This is a genomic window from Halorientalis sp. LT38 (assembly GCF_037031225.1).
Classification (GTDB): Archaea; Halobacteriota; Halobacteria; order Halobacteriales; family Haloarculaceae; genus Halorientalis; species Halorientalis halophila.
This window is the reverse complement of sequence record NZ_JAYEZN010000001.1, coordinates 276,024-296,672: the sequence shown is the minus strand read 5'-3', so window position 1 is coordinate 296,672 and position 20,649 is coordinate 276,024. Positions and strand designations below refer to the sequence as shown.

The 20,649-nt window shown below is 65.4% G+C and carries 24 protein-coding genes; 17 read left to right on the top strand and 7 right to left on the bottom strand.

Features of this window, described 5'->3' with window-relative positions; translation table 11 throughout:
* Positions 1–35: 35 nt before the first annotated feature.
* The 5 genes from U5918_RS01615 (at position 36) to U5918_RS01595 (ending at position 6,096) form a co-directional block, all read left to right on the top strand.
* Positions 36–1,010 carry an NAD-dependent epimerase/dehydratase family protein gene (locus U5918_RS01615; protein ID WP_335998982.1) on the top strand — a complete coding sequence of 325 codons (975 nt, stop codon included), beginning with the start codon at positions 36–38 and terminating at the stop codon, positions 1,008–1,010.
* Entirely contained in the window at positions 1,000–2,256 is a 1,257-nt protein-coding gene (locus U5918_RS01610) for a nucleotide sugar dehydrogenase (RefSeq protein ID WP_335998980.1), read from the top strand. Before U5918_RS01615 ends, U5918_RS01610 begins: the two co-directional genes overlap by 11 nt.
* A gap of 64 nt (positions 2,257–2,320) precedes the next feature.
* A complete protein-coding gene (locus U5918_RS01605; protein WP_335998978.1) occupies positions 2,321–3,508 on the top strand; it encodes a glycosyltransferase family protein in 1,188 nt (395 codons plus the stop codon).
* Positions 3,509–3,734: 226 nt separating this feature from the next.
* Positions 3,735–4,592, top strand: a complete 858-nt coding sequence (locus U5918_RS01600; RefSeq protein ID WP_335998976.1) for a polysaccharide deacetylase family protein — start codon at positions 3,735–3,737, stop codon at positions 4,590–4,592.
* A gap of 79 nt (positions 4,593–4,671) precedes the next feature.
* The gene (locus tag U5918_RS01595) at positions 4,672–6,096 is read left to right on the top strand and encodes an oligosaccharide flippase family protein (RefSeq protein WP_335998974.1); all 1,425 of its coding nucleotides are present in this window, start codon (positions 4,672–4,674) and stop codon (positions 6,094–6,096) included.
* Positions 6,097–6,108: 12 nt separating this feature from the next.
* On the opposite strand, the gene U5918_RS01590 is transcribed toward U5918_RS01595, so the two are convergent.
* Positions 6,109–6,957, bottom strand: coding sequence for a TrmB family transcriptional regulator (locus U5918_RS01590; protein WP_335998972.1), 849 nt, complete (start codon positions 6,955–6,957; stop codon positions 6,109–6,111).
* Between the two features lie 269 nt (positions 6,958–7,226).
* Here U5918_RS01590 and aglJ point away from each other — a divergent pair, with 269 nt between their 5' ends.
* A complete protein-coding gene (gene aglJ / locus U5918_RS01585) occupies positions 7,227–8,258 on the top strand; it encodes an S-layer glycoprotein N-glycosyltransferase AglJ (protein WP_335998970.1) in 1,032 nt (343 codons plus the stop codon).
* 13 nt (positions 8,259–8,271) lie between these two features.
* Here the strand turns inward: aglJ and U5918_RS01580 are convergent, their stop codons facing one another.
* Positions 8,272–8,598: a DUF5789 family protein gene (locus U5918_RS01580; protein ID WP_335998968.1), complete on the bottom strand. Its 327-nt coding sequence runs from the start codon at positions 8,596–8,598 to the stop codon at positions 8,272–8,274.
* Positions 8,599–8,733: 135 nt separating this feature from the next.
* Between U5918_RS01580 and U5918_RS01575 the strand changes: the two genes are divergently transcribed.
* Complete coding sequence (locus tag U5918_RS01575) at positions 8,734–8,943, top strand: ribbon-helix-helix domain-containing protein (RefSeq protein WP_335998967.1); 210 nt, start codon at positions 8,734–8,736, stop codon at positions 8,941–8,943.
* Here the strand turns inward: U5918_RS01575 and U5918_RS01570 are convergent.
* On the bottom strand, positions 8,940–9,350 hold the full coding sequence (locus U5918_RS01570; protein WP_335998966.1) for a JAB/MPN domain protein-containing protein: 411 nt from the start codon (positions 9,348–9,350) through the stop codon (positions 8,940–8,942). The genes U5918_RS01575 and U5918_RS01570 overlap by 4 nt on opposite strands.
* Positions 9,351–9,506: 156 nt before the next feature.
* On the opposite strand from U5918_RS01570, the gene U5918_RS01565 reads away from it, so the two are divergent.
* Positions 9,507–9,800 (top strand): PadR family transcriptional regulator, encoded by a 294-nt coding sequence (locus tag U5918_RS01565; RefSeq protein ID WP_335998964.1) that lies wholly within the window; start codon positions 9,507–9,509, stop codon positions 9,798–9,800.
* A 1-nt stretch (position 9,801) separates the two neighbouring features.
* Here U5918_RS01565 and U5918_RS01560 read toward each other — a convergent pair whose 3' ends face one another.
* A complete protein-coding gene (locus U5918_RS01560) occupies positions 9,802–10,482 on the bottom strand; it encodes a hypothetical protein (RefSeq protein WP_335998963.1) in 681 nt (226 codons plus the stop codon).
* Between the two features lie 154 nt (positions 10,483–10,636).
* Here U5918_RS01560 and U5918_RS01555 point away from each other — a divergent pair, with 154 nt between their 5' ends.
* Positions 10,637–11,374: a VOC family protein gene (locus U5918_RS01555; protein WP_335998962.1), complete on the top strand. Its 738-nt coding sequence runs from the start codon at positions 10,637–10,639 to the stop codon at positions 11,372–11,374.
* 115 nt (positions 11,375–11,489) lie between these two features.
* Here U5918_RS01555 and U5918_RS01550 read toward each other — a convergent pair whose 3' ends face one another.
* Positions 11,490–11,759: a DUF7571 family protein gene (locus tag U5918_RS01550; RefSeq protein WP_335998960.1), complete on the bottom strand. Its 270-nt coding sequence runs from the start codon at positions 11,757–11,759 to the stop codon at positions 11,490–11,492.
* Between the two features lie 156 nt (positions 11,760–11,915).
* Between U5918_RS01550 and U5918_RS01545 the strand changes: the two genes are divergently transcribed.
* Positions 11,916–12,122: a cold-shock protein gene (locus tag U5918_RS01545; RefSeq protein WP_335998958.1), complete on the top strand. Its 207-nt coding sequence runs from the start codon at positions 11,916–11,918 to the stop codon at positions 12,120–12,122.
* A 137-nt stretch (positions 12,123–12,259) separates the two neighbouring features.
* Here the strand turns inward: U5918_RS01545 and U5918_RS01540 are convergent, their stop codons facing one another.
* Together U5918_RS01540 and U5918_RS01535 are read right to left on the bottom strand one after the other, a co-directional pair.
* On the bottom strand, positions 12,260–12,550 hold the full coding sequence (locus U5918_RS01540; protein WP_335998956.1) for a DUF5779 family protein: 291 nt from the start codon (positions 12,548–12,550) through the stop codon (positions 12,260–12,262).
* Positions 12,551–12,605: 55 nt separating this feature from the next.
* Complete coding sequence (locus tag U5918_RS01535; protein ID WP_335998954.1) at positions 12,606–13,295, bottom strand: hypothetical protein; 690 nt, start codon at positions 13,293–13,295, stop codon at positions 12,606–12,608.
* A 92-nt stretch (positions 13,296–13,387) separates the two neighbouring features.
* Between U5918_RS01535 and U5918_RS01530 the strand changes: the two genes are divergently transcribed.
* The 7 genes from U5918_RS01530 to leuD all read left to right on the top strand — a co-directional run bounded on the left by U5918_RS01530 (position 13,388) and on the right by leuD (position 20,582).
* Positions 13,388–14,626 (top strand): LeuA family protein, encoded by a 1,239-nt coding sequence (locus tag U5918_RS01530; protein ID WP_418771144.1) that lies wholly within the window; start codon positions 13,388–13,390, stop codon positions 14,624–14,626.
* A gap of 287 nt (positions 14,627–14,913) precedes the next feature.
* A complete protein-coding gene (gene ilvB / locus U5918_RS01525; protein ID WP_335998951.1) occupies positions 14,914–16,707 on the top strand; it encodes a biosynthetic-type acetolactate synthase large subunit in 1,794 nt (597 codons plus the stop codon).
* 2 nt (positions 16,708–16,709) lie between these two features.
* Positions 16,710–17,357 (top strand): acetolactate synthase small subunit, encoded by a 648-nt coding sequence (gene ilvN / locus U5918_RS01520; RefSeq protein WP_335998949.1) that lies wholly within the window; start codon positions 16,710–16,712, stop codon positions 17,355–17,357.
* On the top strand, positions 17,350–18,390 hold the full coding sequence (ilvC, locus tag U5918_RS01515; protein WP_335998948.1) for a ketol-acid reductoisomerase: 1,041 nt from the start codon (positions 17,350–17,352) through the stop codon (positions 18,388–18,390). The genes ilvN and ilvC overlap by 8 nt, the downstream gene beginning before the upstream one ends.
* Positions 18,383–18,481, top strand: coding sequence for a DUF7989 family protein (locus U5918_RS18595; RefSeq protein ID WP_472779937.1), 99 nt, complete (start codon positions 18,383–18,385; stop codon positions 18,479–18,481). The genes ilvC and U5918_RS18595 overlap by 8 nt, the downstream gene beginning before the upstream one ends.
* On the top strand, positions 18,478–19,899 hold the full coding sequence (gene leuC / locus U5918_RS01510) for a 3-isopropylmalate dehydratase large subunit (protein WP_335998946.1): 1,422 nt from the start codon (positions 18,478–18,480) through the stop codon (positions 19,897–19,899). Before U5918_RS18595 ends, leuC begins: the two co-directional genes overlap by 4 nt.
* On the top strand, positions 19,896–20,582 hold the full coding sequence (leuD, locus tag U5918_RS01505; RefSeq protein WP_335998945.1) for a 3-isopropylmalate dehydratase small subunit: 687 nt from the start codon (positions 19,896–19,898) through the stop codon (positions 20,580–20,582). Before leuC ends, leuD begins: the two co-directional genes overlap by 4 nt.
* Positions 20,583–20,649: the final 67 nt, after the last annotated feature.

The following is a 20,649-nucleotide window of genomic DNA, read 5'->3' as shown; positions in this document are numbered from 1 at the left end:
AAATTGCTATGGGTGTCGACCTCCCTTACATTTCTATGAGTACGTTAGTGACAGGGGGGGCCGGCTTTCTCGGTTCACACCTCGTTGAGTTGTTGTTGTCTGAGGACCATACGATCACGGTCGTTGACGACAAGTCGCGGGGAGCTCCGGAGAACCTCGCCACCGTTGCCGACCACCCAGACCTGACGGTGATCGACGCAGATTTGACGACGTACGAGGACCTGGAGAGTCTCGTCGCTGATCACTCGAAGGTCTATCACCTCGCCGCCCGTATCGGCGGTGTCGGCTACCTCCGCGAGAAACCGGCCACGATCATCACCGAAAACGACCGCCTCAACCATCGTCTCATCGAAGCCTGCGTCGATGCCGACATCGATCGTTTCCTGTTTGCCAGTTCGTCCATGCTGTACGCCGAAGCCGAGCGTTTCCCGACGCCGGAAACGATGACTACTGAGATTCCACCGCCGCCAGGTAGCTATGGGTTCCAAAAGCTCAACGGAGAATACTACTGCGACGCGTATCACCGCGAGTATGGCCTCGAGTATGTCGCCCCGCGAATCTTTAACGCGGTCGGACCGCGCGATTGGCCTGCCGACGAGGTCGGGCATGGACACGTCATTCCTGACATGGTGCGCAAGATTGATACCGAGGAACAGGATCCCGTCGTAGTGAAAGGGAGCGGACAGCAAACTCGCTGTTTCACTGATGTTCGCGACACCGTGCGGGGACTCTACCGTTGCATGGAGGCATCATCGGCCGCCAATGAAGCGATCAATATCGGAGCTACACGTGAGACCAGCATCATCGAACTAATCGAACTGGTCTGGGACAAGGTCGGCCGATCCGGGGAGCCCCGAATCGATACTGAATCCAGTTTCGAGAAGGACGTAACGCGTCGCGTGCCTGACTGTTCGAAAGCTGAACGGCTCCTGAATTGGACGCCTGAGTACGACCTGGAAGAAACGCTTGAATGGTACATCGATGCCTACAGGACTCGCTATGACGAATAACACCGACATCTGTGTGATCGGAGCCGGGCGAATTGGGCTTCCCTGGGCGGCCGTGCTGGCCGATGAGGGTCACACCGTCACCTGTGTCGACGTGGACGAGGAGATCGTTGATGCGATCATGGCCGGCGATGCACCCTTCGAAGAGCCGGGCCTCGACGAGCTAATCTCCAGAACAGTGGCAGAGGGCCAGCTAACCGCGACGACTGAACGGAGTCGGGTCGCCGACGCAAACGTCGTCGGCGTGACGCTGAACGCGCCCGCAGACCAGATCGAGTCCTATCTCGATGTCCTGACTGGCTACTGTGAGCACATCGATCCGGACCAGACGATTATCAATCGGACTACCCTTCCAGTAGCGATCACAGAGCGAACCCGAGTCATGATTGCAGACGGTGTCGGCACGGAACCCGCCAACCTCGACTACGTTACGTTCCCTGAACGGTTGGCGGAGGGACGTGCAATCGAGGAGTTGCGGTCGCTCCCGAAGATCGTTGGGACGAATAATGGACGACCTCACGCCGTTATCGACGTATTGCTGGAAGATCTCCCTGGGAACCCGCGGTACGTAGACCACGAAACGGCCGCGTTCATCAAACTGATCGACAATGCCTACCGCGACGCGCGTTTCGCCATCGCCAATCAGTTCGCACTCGCAGCCGACCGCCTCGGCGTCGACGCTCATCGTGCTATCGCGCTCGCCAATGACGAGTACCCCCGTAACGACATCCCGACACCCGGGACTGTCGGTGGGAAGTGCCTGACGAAGGATCCCTACTTCGTAACCGAAGAGTGGGTCGATGACCTGCCAGCGGACCTCTTTTCGGAGGCCCGCGCAGCGAACGATGCCTACGCGGACCTGGTGGTAAATCGCGTCGTTGAATTGGATCCGTCCTCCGTCGTAGTTCTTGGACGCGGGTTCAAGCGTGACGTACCCGACGAAGTCGCCTCGCCTACGATCGATATCATCTCCGATTTGGAACGGGCGGGCATCGACGTCGAATCGGTGGAGCCCCTCTCGATCGAACCCAGCGAACGCGACGCGGCCTTGAAAACGGCCATCCCAGGTTCCGATGCAGTCATTCTCGCCGTCGATCACACGTACTTCCGCGATCGCGAGTCCATGATTCGAGATCTGTCGGATGGGTTGATCGTTGACTTATGGGGTGCCTTCGAACTCGGCGGTCGAGTCGAACGAATCGGAAGTGGGCCTCTCACCCGGACCGAGTCTCCGCCGGCTAACGACTGAACCTGAGTCCAACGCCGTCAACCTCCCGAAATTTTGATCTGTGGGGCACGATTCCGGGCTACTAATGCAGGATGTCTCCAGAGTTGGCTTTTTGGAACTTACCAACAACCACGGGCACCAGGAACTGCTCACCCGGTATCTTCGTATCGCCGCCCACGGTGACGGTCAGCCAACGCTATTTACCACCGAAGTGGGAATGGAGAAGGTCGATGAGAACGTCCCTACTGACGACATCGAGACCGTCGTCGGCGAGCCCAGTCGAGAGTTCTTCGACCGAATCGAACGCCGGTGTAAACGGGACCTCGACGTTTTGTTCATCAACACGATTGAGGGAACCATCGGAGATTACGTGAAATACCTACGGTTCAACCCCGACTGCGCGACTGTACTCTGGCCCCACAATGCGCGCGCTTGGTTTGAACGCCAGCTCGTCTTCTCTACGGGGGGTGGATTGACCACGACAATCAGTACGAACTGTAAAAACATTTTTCGACCGCCCATCCTGAAGCGGATGGACGGGATCCTCGTCCCGTTCGAGCAGTCACGACGACATATCGAATCTACCTACACTTTATCACAGTCTATTCATGCGCTCTCGCCGTCGGTGTACGACCCCGTCGAGACTGACGAGGGAGCAAACTCCGGTACGACATCGGCAGCAACCGACGACGGTCCGGTCCGGGTAACTATCCCAGGGAGCATCGTCGATCGTCGCGACTACGATGTCGTCTTGGACGCATTTGGTACCGAACTGCTTCCTACATTCGGTGACGATATCCGACTTACGTTATTGGGTCGGCCGCAAGGTGATTATGGCGAGCGGATCGTTGAACGGGCAGCAGATCTCGCGGACCGGGGCTACGATGTCCAGTATTTCACAGAATGGATCGAGACCGACACCTACGCGGAAGTCTTTCAGGGGTCGGATCTCCTGCTCAATCCGATTTCCAAGGACGAGGGTGAACGAGCTGAACGTTGGGGGCTGACCTGGAACTCCGGCGTCCTCTTCGACGTGCTCATGCACCCCTGTCCCATGATTCTTCCGGACCGTTACTCTATTCCCGACGAGTTGGATGGCGCGGCGCTGTCCTACTCCAACGGCGCCGACCTCGCTACGACTGTGGCCGCTATCGTGGAATCCTCCGATCGACAGAACGAGTTAGCCACCGCGGCGGTGAAGAATGCCGAGCAGTGTACCGTCGATCGTCAGTTCCAGCGGTTCTCGCGTATCGTCGACGCCCATACGTCCTAAATCACGGAACAGGTGAGTCGTTTGCCCGCTTGGGCTGGGAACACTCTCGATCACCCTCCTCTGGAAGCATGTGGTTCTGCTCGCACACCCCAGTCGGCACGAATTGATTACCTAAACACGACCTACATTCCTCCCTGATGGAACGCTCGGCGGACGATGGGGGCAGGACGTCGTCCGGACCCTCGCCGACCGAAGAATTATGTGGCCATCCTGCCGAAATCGACCCGTGACGCCAGTTCCGGCCCCGTTCGCCGAGTCCGCCGATTCGCGGTCGTGGCCCGAGTCCCGGCCCGGGGCCTGGCACGCGCTAGCGTCTCTCGAACAGCGCACCCGATTCGCGTCACTGTTCGGAAACCGTCGTGACGCGGTGCTCCTCTACCACTCCGTCGGCGGCGTCCCAGGCATCGACTACCGCTGGGACGTCCCGGTGCACGTGTTCCGCGACCAGATCCGTCGGATCGCGGCCCGGTACGAACTCGTCGACCTGGAGACGCTGGCGACGACCGAAACGTCGACGAAACGCGTCGCGATCACGTTCGACGACGGCTTCCGGAACGTCTACGAACACGCCCTCCCGGTCCTTTCGGAGTTCGACGCGCCGGCGACGCTTTTCGTCAATTCCGCGTTCGTCGACGACGAGAATCTCGATCGGTTACGGGAGCGCCACGACCTCGGCGCGGCGGCACACGATGTATCGCTGACGACCGACCAGCTCCAGGAGATCGCCGCCCAGGACCGTTATACGATCGGGAACCACACGTTCTCCCACGCCAACCTCGCGGAGTTGCCCGACCGGGGCGCCGTGGCAGCCGAGATCCTGGACGCGAAGGAGTGGCTCGAAGACCGCCTCGACGTGGCAGTCGACTGCTTCAGCTACCCCTACGGAGGGTTCGACGAGCGCGCGGCGGAAGTGGTCGCCGAGACCCACGAAATCGCCGTCACCTCCGAGCCGTCACTCGTCGGTCCCTCGCCGAACCCGCTCGCGATCCCGCGACTCGACGCCTGTCTCCCCGCCTCGACGGTCGCCTTCGAGGTGACGGACGTCGCCGCCCGGCTCCGATCGCTGGTTCGGCGGGTCGGGTGATCGCCTGGGAACCGCGGTGGGGAACCGTCCGGTCGGATGTTTCACGACGCTTATTACGGAGGCCCGTGCCAAGTGACCTGTGCGAATCGGCCAGACCTCGGTGGTTCACTTCGGGTCCGAGATGCTCGCCTCGCTCGCGGGCTTCGTCGCGACGCTGTATATCGCCCGCGAGCTCGGCAGCGCCACCCTCGGGACCTACGCCCTCTTCATCGCCGTCCTCGTCTGGTTGCGGACGGGCTTCGGCTCCGGTCTCCACCAGGCGGTCATCAAGCGGGTGAGCGAGGTCGGCGATGGTGACCGTTACCTCGGCGCCGGCATCCTGATCCAGGGGGCGCTGTACGCCGTGGTCGTCGCCCTCCTCATCGCGGGCCGCCCGTACCTCGACGACTACCTCGGGTTCGAGGGGACGCTGCTGTTGATCGTCGCGCTGGCCGCCGTCCTCGCGTTCTCGCTCGTCTCCTCGACGCTCCACGGTGAGCAGAAGGTCCACTACGCCGCACTGCTCCGACCGATCGACCGAGTGGTCCGGAGCGGCGTGCAACTCGCCGTGGTCTTCCTCGGGATCATCGGTGGCGGCGTCGCCGGCCTCGTCTGGGGCTACGTCGCCGGCGCGGTCGTGGCGATCCTCGCCGGCCTCCTGCTGCTGTCGACCCGACCCCGGCTTCCCTCCCGTGAGCACTTGGAGAGTGTGCTCGGGTTCACCAAGTACTCCTGGTTGTCAGGGATCGAGCAGCGGTCCTTCTCGGCGATGGACACGGTGGTTCTGGGCGTGTTCGTCGGCTCCAGTCTTATCGGCTACTACGAGGTGGCGTGGAACCTCGCCTCGCTGCTCGCCATCTTCGGCAACTCCATCTCCGAGTCGCTTTTCCCGACGATCAGTGAACTCGACAGTTCTGACGAGCGCGACGCCGTGGGCGAACTCCTCGGCAACGGTCTGGCCTACACAGGTCTCTTTCTGATCCCCGGGTTCGTCGGCGTCCTCGTCGTCGGCGAGTCCGTCCTCGGGCTCTACGGACAGGAGTTCCAGCGGGCCGCGACCGTCCTCGCGATCCTCGTGCTCGCGAGGCTGATATACGCCTACGGGGCCCAGTTCATCATGACGCTGAACGCGATCAACGAGCCCGACGTGGCCTTCCGGATCAACCTCGTCTTCGTCGCCGCCAACGTCGTGCTCAACGTCGCGCTCGTCTCTCTCTACGGCTGGATCGGCGCCGCGGTCGGGACGGCCACAGCTGCCCTCATCAGCCTCGTGATCGCTTACTACGCGCTGACGGGCTTCGTCGCCTTCCCGATCCCGTGGGGCGAACTCGCTCGACAGTTGCTCGCCGCGCTCGTCATGGCTGGCGTCCTGTTCCCGGTCCGTGACGTGGTGCTGGAGCTCTCCCAGCGCGGACTGGTCGAGGCGATCCTGCTCGTCTCCGTCGGCGCGGCGGTGTACTTCGCCGTCCTGGTCGTCCTCTCGGCCCGGTTTCGAACCACTGTCAGGCAGAACGTCACGCTCTGAGGGGTGTCGTCCTCAGAGATCCGTCGGCGGGACGCTCTCGTGTTCCCAGACCAGTTCGAAGTACCGGGAGAGGCCGGCGACGAACGACCCGTTGTCGGTGATCGCGGCCTGGCGCATGTGCAGCGGCACCTCCTTCTCCTCGACGAGGATGATCGCCCGCCCGGTCTCGTAGTCCATGCTCGGGTCGGCGACGGTGCCGCGCCAGGGGAGCGGTTCTTCGCTGAACCGCAGGTCCACGGCGGGATACGACTCCCGCATCCGCTCGACCATCTCCGACTGGATCGGTCGATTCTCCGGCTCCAGCAGGTCGGGGTGGAGAAAGAGCGCGTCGACGTCTATCCCCCGGTCGATGGCGTCCTCGAAGGCCGGCCGGACCGAGCCGAAGTACTCGAAACTCTTGGTGATGACGCTGATTCGCTCCGCGGCGTCGCCGTAGAGCTGGCGAGTCTCGCGCTCGCTGGGCTGGCCGACGTCGACGACGTGGAACAGCTCCTCGGTGGGGGTGATATCCTCGCTCGCGCGCTCGAAGCGCGGTCCGAACTCCGCCAGGAACGACTCGCGGAGGTCTTCGATCTCCTGGGCGAACTGCTCGAACTCCTGGCGGCGATTCTCCCGCGCGCGATCGAGGATTTCGTCCGGGGGCTTTGGCTGGTACTCCTTCGGTCGGCCGGGAATCGTCTTGATGAACCCACGGTCCGACAGCGCGTCGAGCACGCCGTAGATCCGCGCTTTCGGGATGCCCGTCGCTTCGGCCAGGTTCGGGGCCGTGGTTCGCCCCAGGGTCAACAGCTCCCGCAGGGCCGTCGCCTCGTACTCGGTGAGGCCGAGCCGATCCAGCAGGCCCGCCGCTTCGTCGCTCATGTCGGCCGAATTGGCCGGCCGGCCTTGTAAACCCGCCGAAAGGTATTTAATGCTGCTTGCGTATAGAGTTACTCAGAGTCTGAGTAACCATGTCGGACAACCGGACGCCGGACGACGCGGACGAGCATCTACAGGACGTGACCGACGGGTGCGGGTGTACCGAGATGTGGGAGCACATGAGCGAGAAACGCGACGAGGACTGACCGTCGGGGGACGGGTCCGCGTCGGGAACCGTACCTTTTTGCGCTCGCCGTGAGGAGTGGGCGACGATGCCCGATCGCTCGGAGGTCTGTGTACTCGTGCCGACGCTGAACGAGGCAGAGACCATCGCCACGGTGCTCGAGTCGTTCTCCGAGCACGGGTTCGAGAACCTGCTGGTCGTCGACGGCGACTCCACCGACGGGACCCGCGACATCGCCCGCGAGCACGGCGCTCGCGTGATCCGGCAGTCCGGATCGGGGAAGGGCCAGGCCGTCCGAGAAGCCCTCCGGCACGTCGAGGCCCCCTACGTCCTGATGCTCGACGGCGACGACACCTACAGGGCGGAGGACGCCGACGCGATGCTCGAACCGCTGTTCGAGGGGCGCGCCGAACACGTCATCGGCGACCGCTTCGCCGACATGGAAGCGGGGGCGATGTCGCGGCTCAACCAGACCGGCAACCGCGTCATCAACCGCGCGTTCCGCTGGATCCACGGCCGCGACCTGGCGGACATCCTGAGCGGGTATCGCGCGTTTACACTCGAGTCGGCCGAACGCCTCTCGCTCACCGCCTCGGGCTTCGGCATCGAGACGGAGATGGCCGTCGAGTGCGTCAAACACGGCGTCCGGACCGAGGTCGTCCCGATCCGCTACGAGGCACGTCCCGACGACTCGGAGACGAACCTCCACCCGTTCCGCGACGGCGCGACGATCATCCTCACGCTCTACCGGATGGCCAAGACCAACAACCCGCTCTTTTACTTCGGGAGCGTCGGCACGCTCAGTTCGCTCGTCGGCGTCGTCCTCGGGGCCTACGTCGCCTACGACTGGTTCGTCCCGCCCCGGACCTCCCACGAGGTCATCGCCATCGTGAGCGTGTTCACGATCATCGTCGGCATTCAGCTACTGATCTTCGGCGTCCTCTCGGACATGATCGTCACGCTGAACCGCGAACAGACCCGCCGACTGGAGGATCTGGCCGAACAGCTGGGCGGAGACGACTCGGGCGCCGGCGCCGAACCGGTGTCGGAGCGCCCCTCCGCCGTCGAGACGGAGGCCGACGCCGAACCGGACGAAGTGGCCTCGACCGGCGATCGATAGAACGGGCGTCGAGCTAGAAGGGGACCAGCGCGCGCAGTTGCATGATGACGCTCGAGGAGGCGGACTCGCGCATGTCCTCGAACACGGGGTGGAGGACGTTGAGCAGTTCCTGTTCGGACTCGAAGGTCTCCCGGCCGGCGCGGTCGATCACCTCGCCGATGGCGACCTCGTTGCCGGCCGCGTTGTAGGGGATCTTCCGGTCGCCGAGCGCCGCGACCAGGGTGTCTCTATCGGCCGGGAACGACACCCCGGTCTCGGAGAGCCGGGCGTCCAGCGCCGCGATGCCGAATGCGATGGCATCCGGTTCGTCGTCGTCCTGTTGTGGTGGCCGAACTCCCATCGTACCCCACTATCGATTCCAGCCCCGAAAACCCTATCCCTCGGCGCTCGTCGGGGCGCATCCGTGCAGCGGGAGCCTCCCCGGCGGACCGTCGACAACACAACCCCTATCCGGCCGGTGGCCCTGCCTGCGTGTATGACCGACTACACCACCGTCTCGATCCCCCAGGACCTCGCCGAGCGCGTCGAGGAGACCATCGAAGGCACCAGCTTCTCGAGCACGAGCGACCTCGTGCGATTCCTCCTCCGAAGCATCGTCATCCAGCACGAGAAACGCGGGGAGCTCACCGAATCGGAGTTCCAGGAGATCACCGAACAGCTCCAGGACCTGGGCTATCTGGACTAGGCGACCGTCTCCTCCGGCGGTTCGGCGTCGACGACGGTCAGGTCCTCCCGGTCGCCACTCCGGTCGAAGGCAGCGAAGGAGGCCTCGTCCCACGGCGGCACGCCGACGAAGACGACCTCGGCGAGGTCGTCGCGCTCCGAGATGGACAGTTCCCCGACCGGGTGCGAGACGAACACCCCCTGGGTCTGGCCGGCGGGCGTCCCGAGGTCTATGCCGAACACGGCGCGGACCGATCCGCCCGCCTCCGGCATGTAGAAGTGCGTGAACACGGGGAGCTCCGGCGGGAGGTCGGCGCCGTCGAGGTCCCCGGCGCGGGTCACCGAGAGCCGGATGGTGACCGAATCCGGGTCGCGCTCTTCGCCCAGCCTGAGCAACGTCTCGGCCAGCCCCCGCGTAATGTAGACCATGGTGGACGTTCTGGATACGGCGGTTTAACTGCATCGCCGGACCGTGGTAGCGGGGCGAGCGCGGGCGGGCGACAGGGAACCCGCTACCAATCGACTGGAAGATGGTGTCTCCCTGCCAACACGTTTTTCTCCGTCAGAACGGAACGATTACCGACGATGCACGACCTGACCGCGTTCCAGCGCGACGTGTTGTACGTCCTGGCCGGCCTCGACGAGGCCTACGGACTGGCCATCAAAGCGGAACTCGAGGACTACTACGAAGGTGAGGTCAACCACGGACGACTCTATCCGAACCTCGACGATCTGGTCGAGCGTGGGTTCGTCGACAAGGGACAGATCGACCGCCGGACGAACTCCTACGAACTGACCGACACCGGCACGGAGGCGATCAGCGACCGTCGCGAGTGGGAGAACACCTATCTCGACGACGTCGAGATCGCCACCGCGTAGCTCACCCGAGGACCAGTTCCTTGCCGATCTTCGCGTACAGCGCCGGCGTCCGCGACCGGGAGCCGGAGACGGCCTCGTGGAGGTGTTCGGCCGCGTCTTCGTGGACGCCGGCGCCGTGGCCGACGAGGACGCGGTCAGGGGAGAACCGCCGGAGCTTCGTCGGCGGTTTCAGCCGCAGCATGGGGTGGACGCCCAGCTTTTCGGTCGCCGACAGGAAGTAACTCGCCGTGCCGACCGATTCGGGGACGATCAGCGTGTCCTGCTCCTCGATCGAGACGACCGCTTCCTGCCAGAACCGGTTGTCGACGAGTTTGTGCACGCCGACCCCCGTGTCGTCGAGTTCGACGTGGATCCGCTCGACCGGTGCGTCCAGTTCCTCGGCGACGCCGTCCATCCAGTCTGGGACGTGGACCGCCACGTCGTGGCGATTCGCGATCGCCGCCGAGTCGCGTTTGTGTCGATCAAGCAGCGTCAGGACGCCCGCGACCTCGCCGAACTCGGCGAGCAACTCGTCCAGTCCCTCGACGTCGACCGGATCGACGACCCACACGTCGCCGTCCACCTCGAAGGCGTGACTGGCACGCTGCATCCGCTCGTTCGGGTAGGCGAGCCAGCCGACGCCGTGTTCGCGACGGTCGATCTCCCGGTACTCCGTGGCCGCCCCCGAGCCTTTCATCGGCATGTGGACGGCCTATGGGGTCCGAGCCCAAAAAGAACCGTAAACTGGCAACGAAACGCAGCCCGTTGGCTACCAGTGTTAACCGCCCGGGCGAGTCGTGATCTCTCGGTCCAGCGACGTCGCCCACCGTTAAGACCGGACGGAGCCAAGGTGGCGTATGCTCACCGACCTGCGGTGGCTGGCGCTCGAAGCCAAGTACCTCGACCGCGCGCAGTCGTTCTACGAGTCGTTCCTCGACCTCGACGTACGTCGGGAGAGCGAGGGGGAGGTCGCGCTGGCGGCGGGGGACACCGACCTGCTCCTCCGGCGCCCCACTGCCGTTCCGCGCGGCGGCGTCCACACCCACTACGCCTTCTCGACGCCGCCCAGCGCGTACGACGGCTGGTGGGACCGGCTCTCGGAGTCCTTCGACCTCGTCGAACACCAGTTCGGCGACGCGAAGTCGCTGTACTTCTACGACGTGGAGGGCAACTGCGTGGAGATCGGGCAACGCGAGACGCCGAAGGCGTCTCGGAACGGAGGCGGCGAAGCCGCCGACCGCGAGATGGACGACGTCCCGGCGGACGGCATCACCGGCATCTTCGAGGTCGTGTTCGAGGTGGCCGACCTCGAGCGGGCCGAATCGTTCTACCGCGACCTCGGGCTGGACCTCATGGGGCGGGGCGACGACCGCAAGCGCGTTCGCCTGACGGCCGGCCCCTTCGACTTCGAGCTGTGGGAGCCCCAGCTGGGCCTCGCGGACGGCCGCGGCGGCGTCCACGTGGACGTGGGACTGGGGGCGGAGAATCCGGCGGCTGCCGTCGACGCGGTGGCCGACCGGGCACGGTCGATAACGGAACTGGACGACGGCGTCCGGATCGAGGATCCCGACGGGCACCAGTTGACGCTTCGCTGACGGTGAAAGAGACGGTTCTCGCAGAACAGGTTCGCACGGGCCGTCTCGACCCGGCCGACGGATCGTCCGTCGGCGAGTCGGCGGATGACAGCGCCACGGCGACGCGCGTCGCCGGTCAGGTCGTCGTCGGACCGGCGTGCCAGCCGGGGTCCCGGCCGGTCCGCTCGATGTGGTCCGACCGACACGCCGGACACCGGTCCGGAGTGCCCGACTCGCTCCGGGGAACGTAGACCGCGCCGCCGCAGTCCACGCACGCGTCCGCGACCACGGTCGCACAGTCCGCACAGACGTTGAAGTCGTCGACTGTGAGCTCACGCAGGGGTTCGAGTTGTTTGTCCAGGACGTACTCGTCGATGACCGCCTGACAGCTGTGGCACGGTTTCATGGCGATGCTTCTCGGACGAGGCACTCGGCTGCTAAATACCTGCCCCCTGTGTCAAACTTTGACACGGGAAGCGACGAGCCGCCGATCTCCGGCCGGGGGTCGTGGTACCTCGACCCTCGGAAGGGTTATCCCCCACTCGGGGGTAGGTAGGGTGTAATGGCAAACGGTACGGTTGATTTCTTCAACGACACAGGCGGCTACGGATTCATCGAGACTGACGACGACGACGTGGACGACGACGAGGACGTCTTCTTCCACATGGAGGACGTCGGCGGCCCGGACCTCGAAGAGGGAACGGAAGTCGAGTTCGACATCGAACAGGCCGACAAAGGCCCCCGCGCGACGAACCTCGTCCGCAAGTAACACCGTCCCTCGGTCGCCTCCGGCGATCGGGACGGACCCAGATATTTTATCGACGACTCACTCCCGAGCGGTAGCCCTGTCGAGAAGATAGCAGGTCGTGGCTCCGTCGCATAGAGAGGCGCCGGCCGGCAACCGGTTCAGAGTCGTTCGGTGTCGATGACGACGCCGGGGGGCGTCACGAGCAGGAAGTCCCGGAAGCGCATCAGTTCGCCACCCAGTTCGGTGACCTGGCGGGCGAAGCCGGCGGCCAGTTCGTTCACGTCGCCTTCCACCGAGAGCGCGAGGACCGCGCCCCCGTCCACGGCGGCGACCCACTCCTCGTCGGCCGTGGACCCGTCGAGGATGCCGAGCACGATTCGCCGGCCCTCGCCCTCCTCGTCGTCCATCTGGTCCTCGACCGCCTGCAGGTCGAGGTCGAAATCGCTCATACCGGGTCCCTCGCACCCGGTCGGCAAAAATCCTCGCCATGTCGACACGCCCGCGTCAGCCGAACAGCCGGAAGGGTCGGCGGATACGACCGAGGACGCCGTCTACGCGCTCTCTCGTTCGGCCCGGGACGTCCCGGAGCGCGTCGGTGATACGTCGATCCTCGTGCGTCGCCTCGTACTGGTCGCCGCGTTTCTCGACGACGTTCGCCTCCTGGAGCGTGTCGAGCGCTTCGTCGATGCGCGAGCGTGGAAGGTCCACTTCGGCTTCGAGTTCCGCGGCTGCGCGGGGACCGTCTTCGAGCGCCTGCCCGACGATGGCAGCGTCGCCGAACCGGTCCATCGGCCCGGGTTCGCCCCGTCGGGTCCGACCGGCCCCCGACCGCAGGTCGTACGCGCCGTCGAGGGCGAGCCAGCCGCCGACGAGGACGAAGGCGAGCTGCAGGAGGATGGCCCCGTCCGCGAAGGTGAACGTGAACACGCCGAGCCCGGCCAGGGCGAGGCCGACGGGTAGTTTCCCCCAGCCTCGGTTGACCCCGTAGCGGCGGCGGACGTACGGCCACACCGTGGCCGCGGTGATCCCGACGCCGGCCCCGAGCAGGGCGTCCTTGGAGCGGGCTGTGAAGTTCCAGAGGGCGAGGAGGGCTGTGAAGTTCCAGAGGGCGAGGAGGGCTGTGGCCGTCCCCGCCAGTTCCAGCACGAGCGCGTACCGCCGGAGGAGGACGAGGGGGCGCGGGACGGGGGACATGGCCGTCAGTTCTGCCGCTTCGTTCAAAAATCCTCCCGAGACGGGGGCGGAAATCGCCGGGACACGGACAGGTTTATATATGATACGCGGCTTTGAACCAAGTGCTACAATGTCCAACGATACAGAGGGCACGTCGGGATCCCCGGCGGATCGAGTTCTTCCAGGGCACACTGGATTCCACTTCTGAGATAACAGAAGCACGCATTTTCGACACCACGCTGCGCGACGGTGAACAGTCGCCACGCACGTCGTTCTCGTACGAAGACAAACGCGAGATAGCGGCCGTGCTGGACGACATGGGCACCCACGTCATCGAGGCGGGGTTCCCGGTCAACTCGGACGCCGAGTTCGAGGCCGTTCGCGACATCGCCGAGTCCGCACAGAACAGCGAGGTCTGTGGGCTGGCGCGCGTGGTCGACGAGGACGTCGAGGCTGCACTCGACAGCGGCGTCGACCTGGTACACGTGTTCGTGTCCACCAGCGACGTCCAGCTTGAAGACTCCATGCACGCCACTCGCGCGGAGGCCAAGGCGGCCGCCGTCGAGTCCGTCGAGCGCGTGACGGAGGCCGGCGTCGAGTGCATGTTCTCGCCGATGGACGCCACGCGAACGGACGAGGACTTCCTGATCGAGGTCGTCCAGGCCGCCGACGAGGCCGGCGCCGACTGGGTGAACATTCCGGACACCTGCGGCGTCGCGACCCCGCGGCGGTTCTACGACATGGTCGGGAACGTCGTCGACGCGATCGACGCGCGCGTGGACGTCCACACACACGACGACTTCGGGCTGGCGGCAGCGAACGCGCTGTCGGGCTTCGAAGCTGGCGCGAGCCAGTCGCAGGTGTCGGTCAACGGGATCGGCGAGCGGGCGGGCAACGCGGCCTACGAGGAGGTCGTGATGGCCCTCGAGAGTCTGTACGACGTCGACACGCGGATCGACACGACCCGGATCACCGAGCTGTCGCGGCTCGTAGAGGACCGGTCGTCGATCCCGGTGCCGGCGAACAAGCCGGTCGTCGGCGAGAACGCCTTCTCACACGAGAGCGGCATCCACGCCGCTGGCGTCATCGAGAACTCGGACACGTTCGAGCCGGGGGTCATGACGCCGGAGATGGTGGGCGCCGAGCGCGAACTCGTCCTCGGGAAACACACCGGCCAGCACTCCGTCAGGGAGCGGCTGATCGACGCCGGGTTCGATCCCTCGGAGGACGAGGTCCGCGAGGTCACCCGCCGCGTCAAGGACTACGGCGCCGAGAAAAAGCGGGTCACCATGGACGTGCTGGAGAAGTTCGCCCGCGAAGTCGGCGTCACCGAGGAGGAGGTCAGGGTCTGAGATGACCTCCGCTTCGGACGCAAGCGTTCGCCAGCGGCCGGTACAGCCCGCCACGACTCGGAAGAGTTATACTGCTGGCCGGGAGATTTCGGCACACGATGACCGCGCCGCTCGGGACCGGATCCGATCCGTTCACCAGCCGCGCGCTCGTGATTCTCGCGGGTATCGTAGGGGCCGTATAGCCCCTGCAACCTGCCACAACTCCGATTCTGCGGTACAGCCGATAGATTTCCGGAGGCCACACATGCAACGACCACACACCACGCGGACACGACGGAGGAATCGACATGAGCGATAGCGCACAGACACCGCACGCGGACGAAGTCGAGGCGGAAGCGACCGACGAGAAACCCGGCCAGCCCGAGGGCGAGAGCCACGTCGAACCGATCGAGAACGGCGCGGACGCCGTCGTCGCGGCGCTGAAGAACGCCGGCGTCGACTACCTGTTCGGCGTCCAGGGCGGGGCGATCATGCCCGTCTACGACGCGCTCTACAGCGAGACGGACATGACTCACGTCACGATGGCCCACGAGCAGGGCGCGGTCCACGCCGCCGACGCATACGGCATCGTCACCGGCGATCCGGGGGTCTGCATGGCGACCTCTGGCCCGGGCGCGACGAACCTCGTGACCGGCATCGCGGACGCCAGCATGGACTCGGACCCGCTGATCGCCCTGACGGGGCAGGTGCCGACGGACCTGGTGGGCAACGACGCCTTCCAGGAGACCGACACCATCGGCGTCACCCAGCCGATCACCAAGTACAACCACTTCGCCGCTTCGCCGGACGAGGTGGGCGACGACGTGAGCACGGCCTACGCGCTGGCCGACGAGGGCCGTCAGGGCCCGACGCTGGTCGACCTGCCGAAGGACGTGACCCAGCCCGAGACCGACGTGGAACCGGGCAAGCCGGAGACCCCGGACACGTACAACCCGCCGGAGAAGGCCGACGAAGACGCCGTCTCCGAGGCGGCCGACGTGATCTCCGACGCCGATAAACCTGTGATCCTGGCCGGCGGCGGCGTCATCAAGGCCAACGCGAGCGACGAGTTGCGCGCGTTCGCCAAGAAACACGAGATTCCGGTCATGACGACGATGCCGGGCACCGGTGCCTTCGACCAGACCCACGAGCTGTCGATGGGCATCGCCGGAATGCACGGCACCGGCTACGCCAACATGGCCATCACGCTGACCGACTGCATGCTGGCCATCGGGACGCGCTTCGACGACCGGCTGACCGGCGACGTGAAGACGTTCGCGCCGGACGCCGACGTCGTCCACGTGGACATCGACCCGGCCGAGATCAGCAAGAACATCGAGGCCGACTACCCCCTGCTGGGCGACGCGAAGGCGGTGCTCGACCAGCTGGGCGACGCGATGACCGACTCCCCCGAGGCCGAGGCCTGGCGCGAGCAGTGCCAGACCTGGAAGGACGAGTACCCGCTTGACTACGAGATGCCCGAGGATCGCCCGCTCAAGCCCCAGTACGTCGTCGAGCAGTTCGACGAGGCGATGCCGGACGACACGATCGTCACGGCGGGCGTCGGCCAGCACCAGATGTGGGCCTGGCAGTACTGGACCTGGACCGAACCCCGGACGTGGGTCACCTCCCACGGTCTGGGGACGATGGGCTACGGGTTCCCCGCGGCCATCGGCGCGAAGATCGCGGAGCCGGACCGCGAGGTCGTCGCCTTCGAGGGCGACGGTTCCTTCCTGATGACGAGTCAGGAACTGTCGGTGGCGGTGCGGGAGAACCTCGACATCACCATCGTCGTCCTGAACAACGAAGCGATCGGGATGGTTCGCCAGTGGCAGGACGGCTTCTACGAAGGCCGGCACATGGCCTCGGAGTACCCGTGGGTTCCGGAGTTCGACAAGCTGGCGGAGGCCTACGGCGCTCGCGGCTTCCGGCTGGAGGACTACGAAGAGGTCGACGAGGTCATCGAGGCCGCGATGGAGTACGACGGCCCGTCGGTCGTCGACGCGATCATCGACCCCGAAGAGAACGTGTATCCGATGGTGCCCAGCGGCGGTGACAACAGCCTGTTCGCGCTCTCGGAAGCCGATCTGGACGAGATCTAACGATGACAGGAAAACTCCCAGGGCCGGGCCCGGGCGAACGGATGCGTCCCGAGGGCCGGCGCAACGAGGACGGTATTCGCATCGACCCCGAAGCCGAGGCCAGACACGAGCCGCGCCGCGCCGTGCTGTCGGCGCTGGTCGAACACCAGCCGGGCGTGCTGGCGGAGGTCTCCGGCCTGTTCAGCCGGCGGCAGTTCAACATCGAGAGTCTCACCGTCGGCACGACGGTCGACGAGAGCCGCGCCCGGATGACGATCGTCATCGAGGAGACGCGGCCGGGGATCCAGCAGGCCAAAAAGCAGCTGCGGAAGCTCATCCCCGTGGTCTCGGTGCGGGAACTGGATCACGATTCGATCCAGCGCGAACTGGTGATCGTGAAGGTAAACGGCGACGAGCCGGACAAGGTCCACGCGATCACCGAGATGTACGGCGGTGAGACGCTTGACGCCGGGCCGCGGACGATCACGGTCGAGATCACGGGCAACGTCCAGAAGATCGACGACGCCATCGACGCGTACAAGCAGTTCGGCATCCGCGAGATCGTCCGGACCGGCTACGCGGCGCTCTCACGGGGCGAACAGCAGACCGCCGAGGTCGAAGAGACAGTGAAACTGACTGCGGAGACGGAGACACCAGCCGACGATGACTGACGAATTCACCACCGAGATCTACTACGACGAGGACGCGGACGTATCACACATCGACGACAAGACCGTGGCCGTGCTGGGCTACGGTAGCCAGGGCCACGCACACGCGCTGAACCTTCACGACAGCGGGGTCGACGTCGTCGTCGGCCTCCGCGAGAGTTCCGCCTCTCGGGCGGCCGCCGAGGACGAGGGGCTGGAGGTCGCGACGCCCGTCGAGGCCGCCGCCCGCGCGGATATCGTGAAGATGCTGGTCCCCGACACCGTGCAGCCCGCGGTGTTCGAGGAGATCCGGGACGAACTCGACGCGGGCGACACGCTCCAGTTCGCCCACGGGTTCAACATCCACTACGGCCAGATCGAGCCCCCGGAAGACGTGGACGTCACGATGGTCGCGCCCAAGTCGCCGGGTCACCTGGTCCGCCGTAACTACGAGAAAGGCGAAGGGACGCCCGGTCTGCTGGCCATCTGCCAGGACGCGACGGGCGACGCGAAGGAAGAGGGCCTGGCCTACGCGAAAGCAATCGGCTGTACGCGTGCCGGCACCATCCAGACGACGTTCCGCGAGGAGACCGAGACAGACCTGTTCGGCGAACAGGCCGTCCTCTGTGGCGGCGTGACCGACCTCGTGAAGGCCGGTTTCGAGACGCTCGTCGACGCGGGCTACTCCCCGGAGATGGCCTACTTCGAGTGTCTGAACGAACTGAAGCTCATCGTCGATCTGATGTACGAAGGCGGCCACATGGAGATGTGGAACTCCGTCTCCGACACCGCGGAGTACGGCGGTCTCACGCGCGGCGAAGACGTCATCAACCGCGAGGGGATGGAACAGATCCTCGAAGAGGTCCAGGAGGGCACCTTCGCTCGCGAGTGGATCGCCGAGAATCAGGCCCACCGGCCCTCGTACAAACAGCTTCGGGAGGCAGAAGAGAACCACCAGATCGAGGAGGTCGGGGCACGGCTCCGCGAACTGTTCGACTGGCAGGCCGAGGAGGACGCCGAGGAGGCCGAACAGGAGGAGGTGCGCGCGGATGACTGAGATGCGCGACGTGGACCACACGCCGCCCCACGGCGAGGGCGTCGACCGCGTCTTCGAGCGCGGCACGGAGGGACGATCCGACACAAAATGAGTCGAGGCACACTGTACGACAAGGTCTGGGAGAATCACAAGGTAACCACGCTGCCGAACGGGCAGGATCAGCTGTTCGTGGGCCTGCACCTCATCCACGAGGTCACGAGCCCGCAGGCGTTCGGCATGCTCCAGGAGCGGGACCTGGAGGTCGCCCGACCGGACCTGACGCTCGCGACCGTGGACCACATCGTTCCCACGGCCGACCAGTCCCGGCCCTACAGCGACGACGCGGCCGAGGAGATGATGGCCGAACTCGAAGAGAACGTCCGCGACGCGGGCATCGAGTTCCTCTCGCCCGACACCGGCGAGCAGGGCATCGTCCACGTCATCGGCCCGGAGCAGGGGCTGACCCAGCCCGGAAAGACCATCGTCTGCGGCGACAGCCACACCTCCACGCACGGCGCGTTCGGCGCGCTCGCGTTCGGGATCGGGACCAGCCAGATCCGCGACGTGCTGGCGACCCAGACCATCGCGATGGAGAAGCAGAAAGTGCGGAAGATCCAGGTCGACGGCGAACTCGGCGAGGGCGTCGAGGCCAAGGACATCATCCTGGAGATCATCCGCCGGTTGGGCACCGAGGGCGGCGTCGGCTACGTCTACGAGTACGCCGGCGAGGCCATCGAGGACCTGGGCATGGAAGGGCGGATGTCCATCTGTAACATGTCCATCGAGGGCGGCGCTCGCGCGGGCTATGTCAACCCAGACGAGACCACCTACGAGTGGCTGGAGCAGACGGACTACTTCCAGGAGAATCCCGGGAAGTTCGAGGAGCTCAAGCCCTACTGGGAGTCCATCCGCAGCGACGAGGACGCCGAGTACGACGACGTCGTCACCATCGACGCGGGCGAACTGGAGCCCGTCGTCACCTGGGGTACCACGCCCGGCCAGGGCGTCGGCGTCACCCAGCCCATTCCGGCCCCGGAGGACCTGCCCCCGGAGAAGCAGGACACGGCTCGACGCGCCCAGGAGCACATGCGCGTCGAACCCGGCGACACCATGGAGGGCTACGACATCGACGTGGCGTTCCTGGGCTCCTGTACCAACGCTCGCCTGCCCGACCTGCGACGCGGTGCGAAGATCGTCGAGGGCCGACAGGTCCCCGACGACGTGCGCGCGTTCGTCGTCCCCGGCAGCCAGCGCGTCCAGCGCGCCGCCGAGGAGGAGGGCCTGAAAGACATTTTCGAGGAAGCCGGCTTCGACTGGCGTAACGCCGGCTGTTCGATGTGTCTGGGCATGAACGAAGACCAGCTCGAGGGCGACGAGGCGTGTGCCTCCTCCTCGAACCGGAACTTCGTCGGCCGCCAGGGCTCGAAGGACGGCCGGACGGTCCTGATGAATCCGCAGATGGTCGCCGCCGCGGCGGTCACTGGGGAAGTGACTGACGTGCGCGACCTGGAAGAGGTGGTCTCCGTATGACGCGCGAGGACGAGCGAAGCGAGTCCTCGGAACGAGTGAGCGGTGACCGCAGGGAACCGCGAACTGACGGTGGCGACGAAGTCGAGATCCCCGAAGTGAAGGCGGTCTCCGGGAGCGGCGTCCCCATCCGCGGGAACGACATCGACACCGACCAGATCATCCCCGCGCGGTTCATGAAGGTCGTCACCTTCGACGGCCTCGGGGAGTTCTCCTTCTTCGACCAGCGCTTCGACGAGGAGGACAACGAGAAGGACCACCCGCTCAACGAGGAGCGGTTCCAGGACGCCAACGTCATGGTCGTCAACGCGAACTTCGGCTGTGGCTCCTCCCGGGAGCACGCCCCGCAGGCCCTCATGCGCTGGGGCATCGACGCGTTCATCGGCGAGTCCTTCGCCGAGATCTTCGCGGGCAACTGTCTCGCACTCGGGATGCCGACGGTCACCGCCGACCAGGAGACCGTCGAGGCACTGCAGGACTTCGTCGACGAGAACCCCGACGCCGAGATCGACATCGACGTCGCGGCCGAGACCGTTACCTACGACGGCAAGACGGTCGACGTGACGGTCGACGAGGGCCAGCGGAAGGCCCTCGTCGACGGCATCTGGGACACGACGGCCCTGATGAAGGCCAACCAGCAGGCCATCTCCGATACGGCGGCCGGCCTGCCCTACGTCGACGGCTGACATTCGACCAGCGGACGGGACGGCAGGCCAGGCGATTTCGACGGATCGATACCCTCTTTTCGGGCCA

Bases quoted from the DNA above. Each gene is read 5' to 3' on its own strand.
- U5918_RS01615 (WP_335998982.1), top strand. From the start codon at position 36: ATGAGTACGTTAGTGACAGGGGGGGCCGGCTTTCTCGGTTCACACCTC.
- U5918_RS01610 (WP_335998980.1), top strand. From the start codon at position 1,000: ATGACGAATAACACCGACATCTGTGTGATCGGAGCCGGGCGAATTGGG.
- U5918_RS01605 (WP_335998978.1), top strand. From the start codon at position 2,321: ATGCAGGATGTCTCCAGAGTTGGCTTTTTGGAACTTACCAACAACCAC.
- U5918_RS01590 (WP_335998972.1), bottom strand. From the start codon at position 6,957: ATGAGCGACGAAGCGGCGGGCCTGCTGGATCGGCTCGGCCTCACCGAG.
- aglJ (WP_335998970.1), top strand. From the start codon at position 7,227: ATGCCCGATCGCTCGGAGGTCTGTGTACTCGTGCCGACGCTGAACGAG.
- U5918_RS01580 (WP_335998968.1), bottom strand. From the start codon at position 8,598: ATGGGAGTTCGGCCACCACAACAGGACGACGACGAACCGGATGCCATC.
- U5918_RS01575 (WP_335998967.1), top strand. From the start codon at position 8,734: ATGACCGACTACACCACCGTCTCGATCCCCCAGGACCTCGCCGAGCGC.
- U5918_RS01570 (WP_335998966.1), bottom strand. From the start codon at position 9,350: ATGGTCTACATTACGCGGGGGCTGGCCGAGACGTTGCTCAGGCTGGGC.
- U5918_RS01565 (WP_335998964.1), top strand. From the start codon at position 9,507: ATGCACGACCTGACCGCGTTCCAGCGCGACGTGTTGTACGTCCTGGCC.
- U5918_RS01560 (WP_335998963.1), bottom strand. From the start codon at position 10,482: ATGCCGATGAAAGGCTCGGGGGCGGCCACGGAGTACCGGGAGATCGAC.
- U5918_RS01555 (WP_335998962.1), top strand. From the start codon at position 10,637: ATGCTCACCGACCTGCGGTGGCTGGCGCTCGAAGCCAAGTACCTCGAC.
- U5918_RS01550 (WP_335998960.1), bottom strand. From the start codon at position 11,759: ATGAAACCGTGCCACAGCTGTCAGGCGGTCATCGACGAGTACGTCCTG.
- U5918_RS01545 (WP_335998958.1), top strand. From the start codon at position 11,916: ATGGCAAACGGTACGGTTGATTTCTTCAACGACACAGGCGGCTACGGA.
- U5918_RS01540 (WP_335998956.1), bottom strand. From the start codon at position 12,550: ATGAGCGATTTCGACCTCGACCTGCAGGCGGTCGAGGACCAGATGGAC.
- U5918_RS01535 (WP_335998954.1), bottom strand. From the start codon at position 13,295: ATGTCCCCCGTCCCGCGCCCCCTCGTCCTCCTCCGGCGGTACGCGCTC.
- ilvB (WP_335998951.1), top strand. From the start codon at position 14,914: ATGAGCGATAGCGCACAGACACCGCACGCGGACGAAGTCGAGGCGGAA.
- ilvN (WP_335998949.1), top strand. From the start codon at position 16,710: ATGACAGGAAAACTCCCAGGGCCGGGCCCGGGCGAACGGATGCGTCCC.
- ilvC (WP_335998948.1), top strand. From the start codon at position 17,350: ATGACTGACGAATTCACCACCGAGATCTACTACGACGAGGACGCGGAC.
- U5918_RS18595 (WP_472779937.1), top strand. From the start codon at position 18,383: ATGACTGAGATGCGCGACGTGGACCACACGCCGCCCCACGGCGAGGGC.
- leuC (WP_335998946.1), top strand. From the start codon at position 18,478: ATGAGTCGAGGCACACTGTACGACAAGGTCTGGGAGAATCACAAGGTA.
- leuD (WP_335998945.1), top strand. From the start codon at position 19,896: ATGACGCGCGAGGACGAGCGAAGCGAGTCCTCGGAACGAGTGAGCGGT.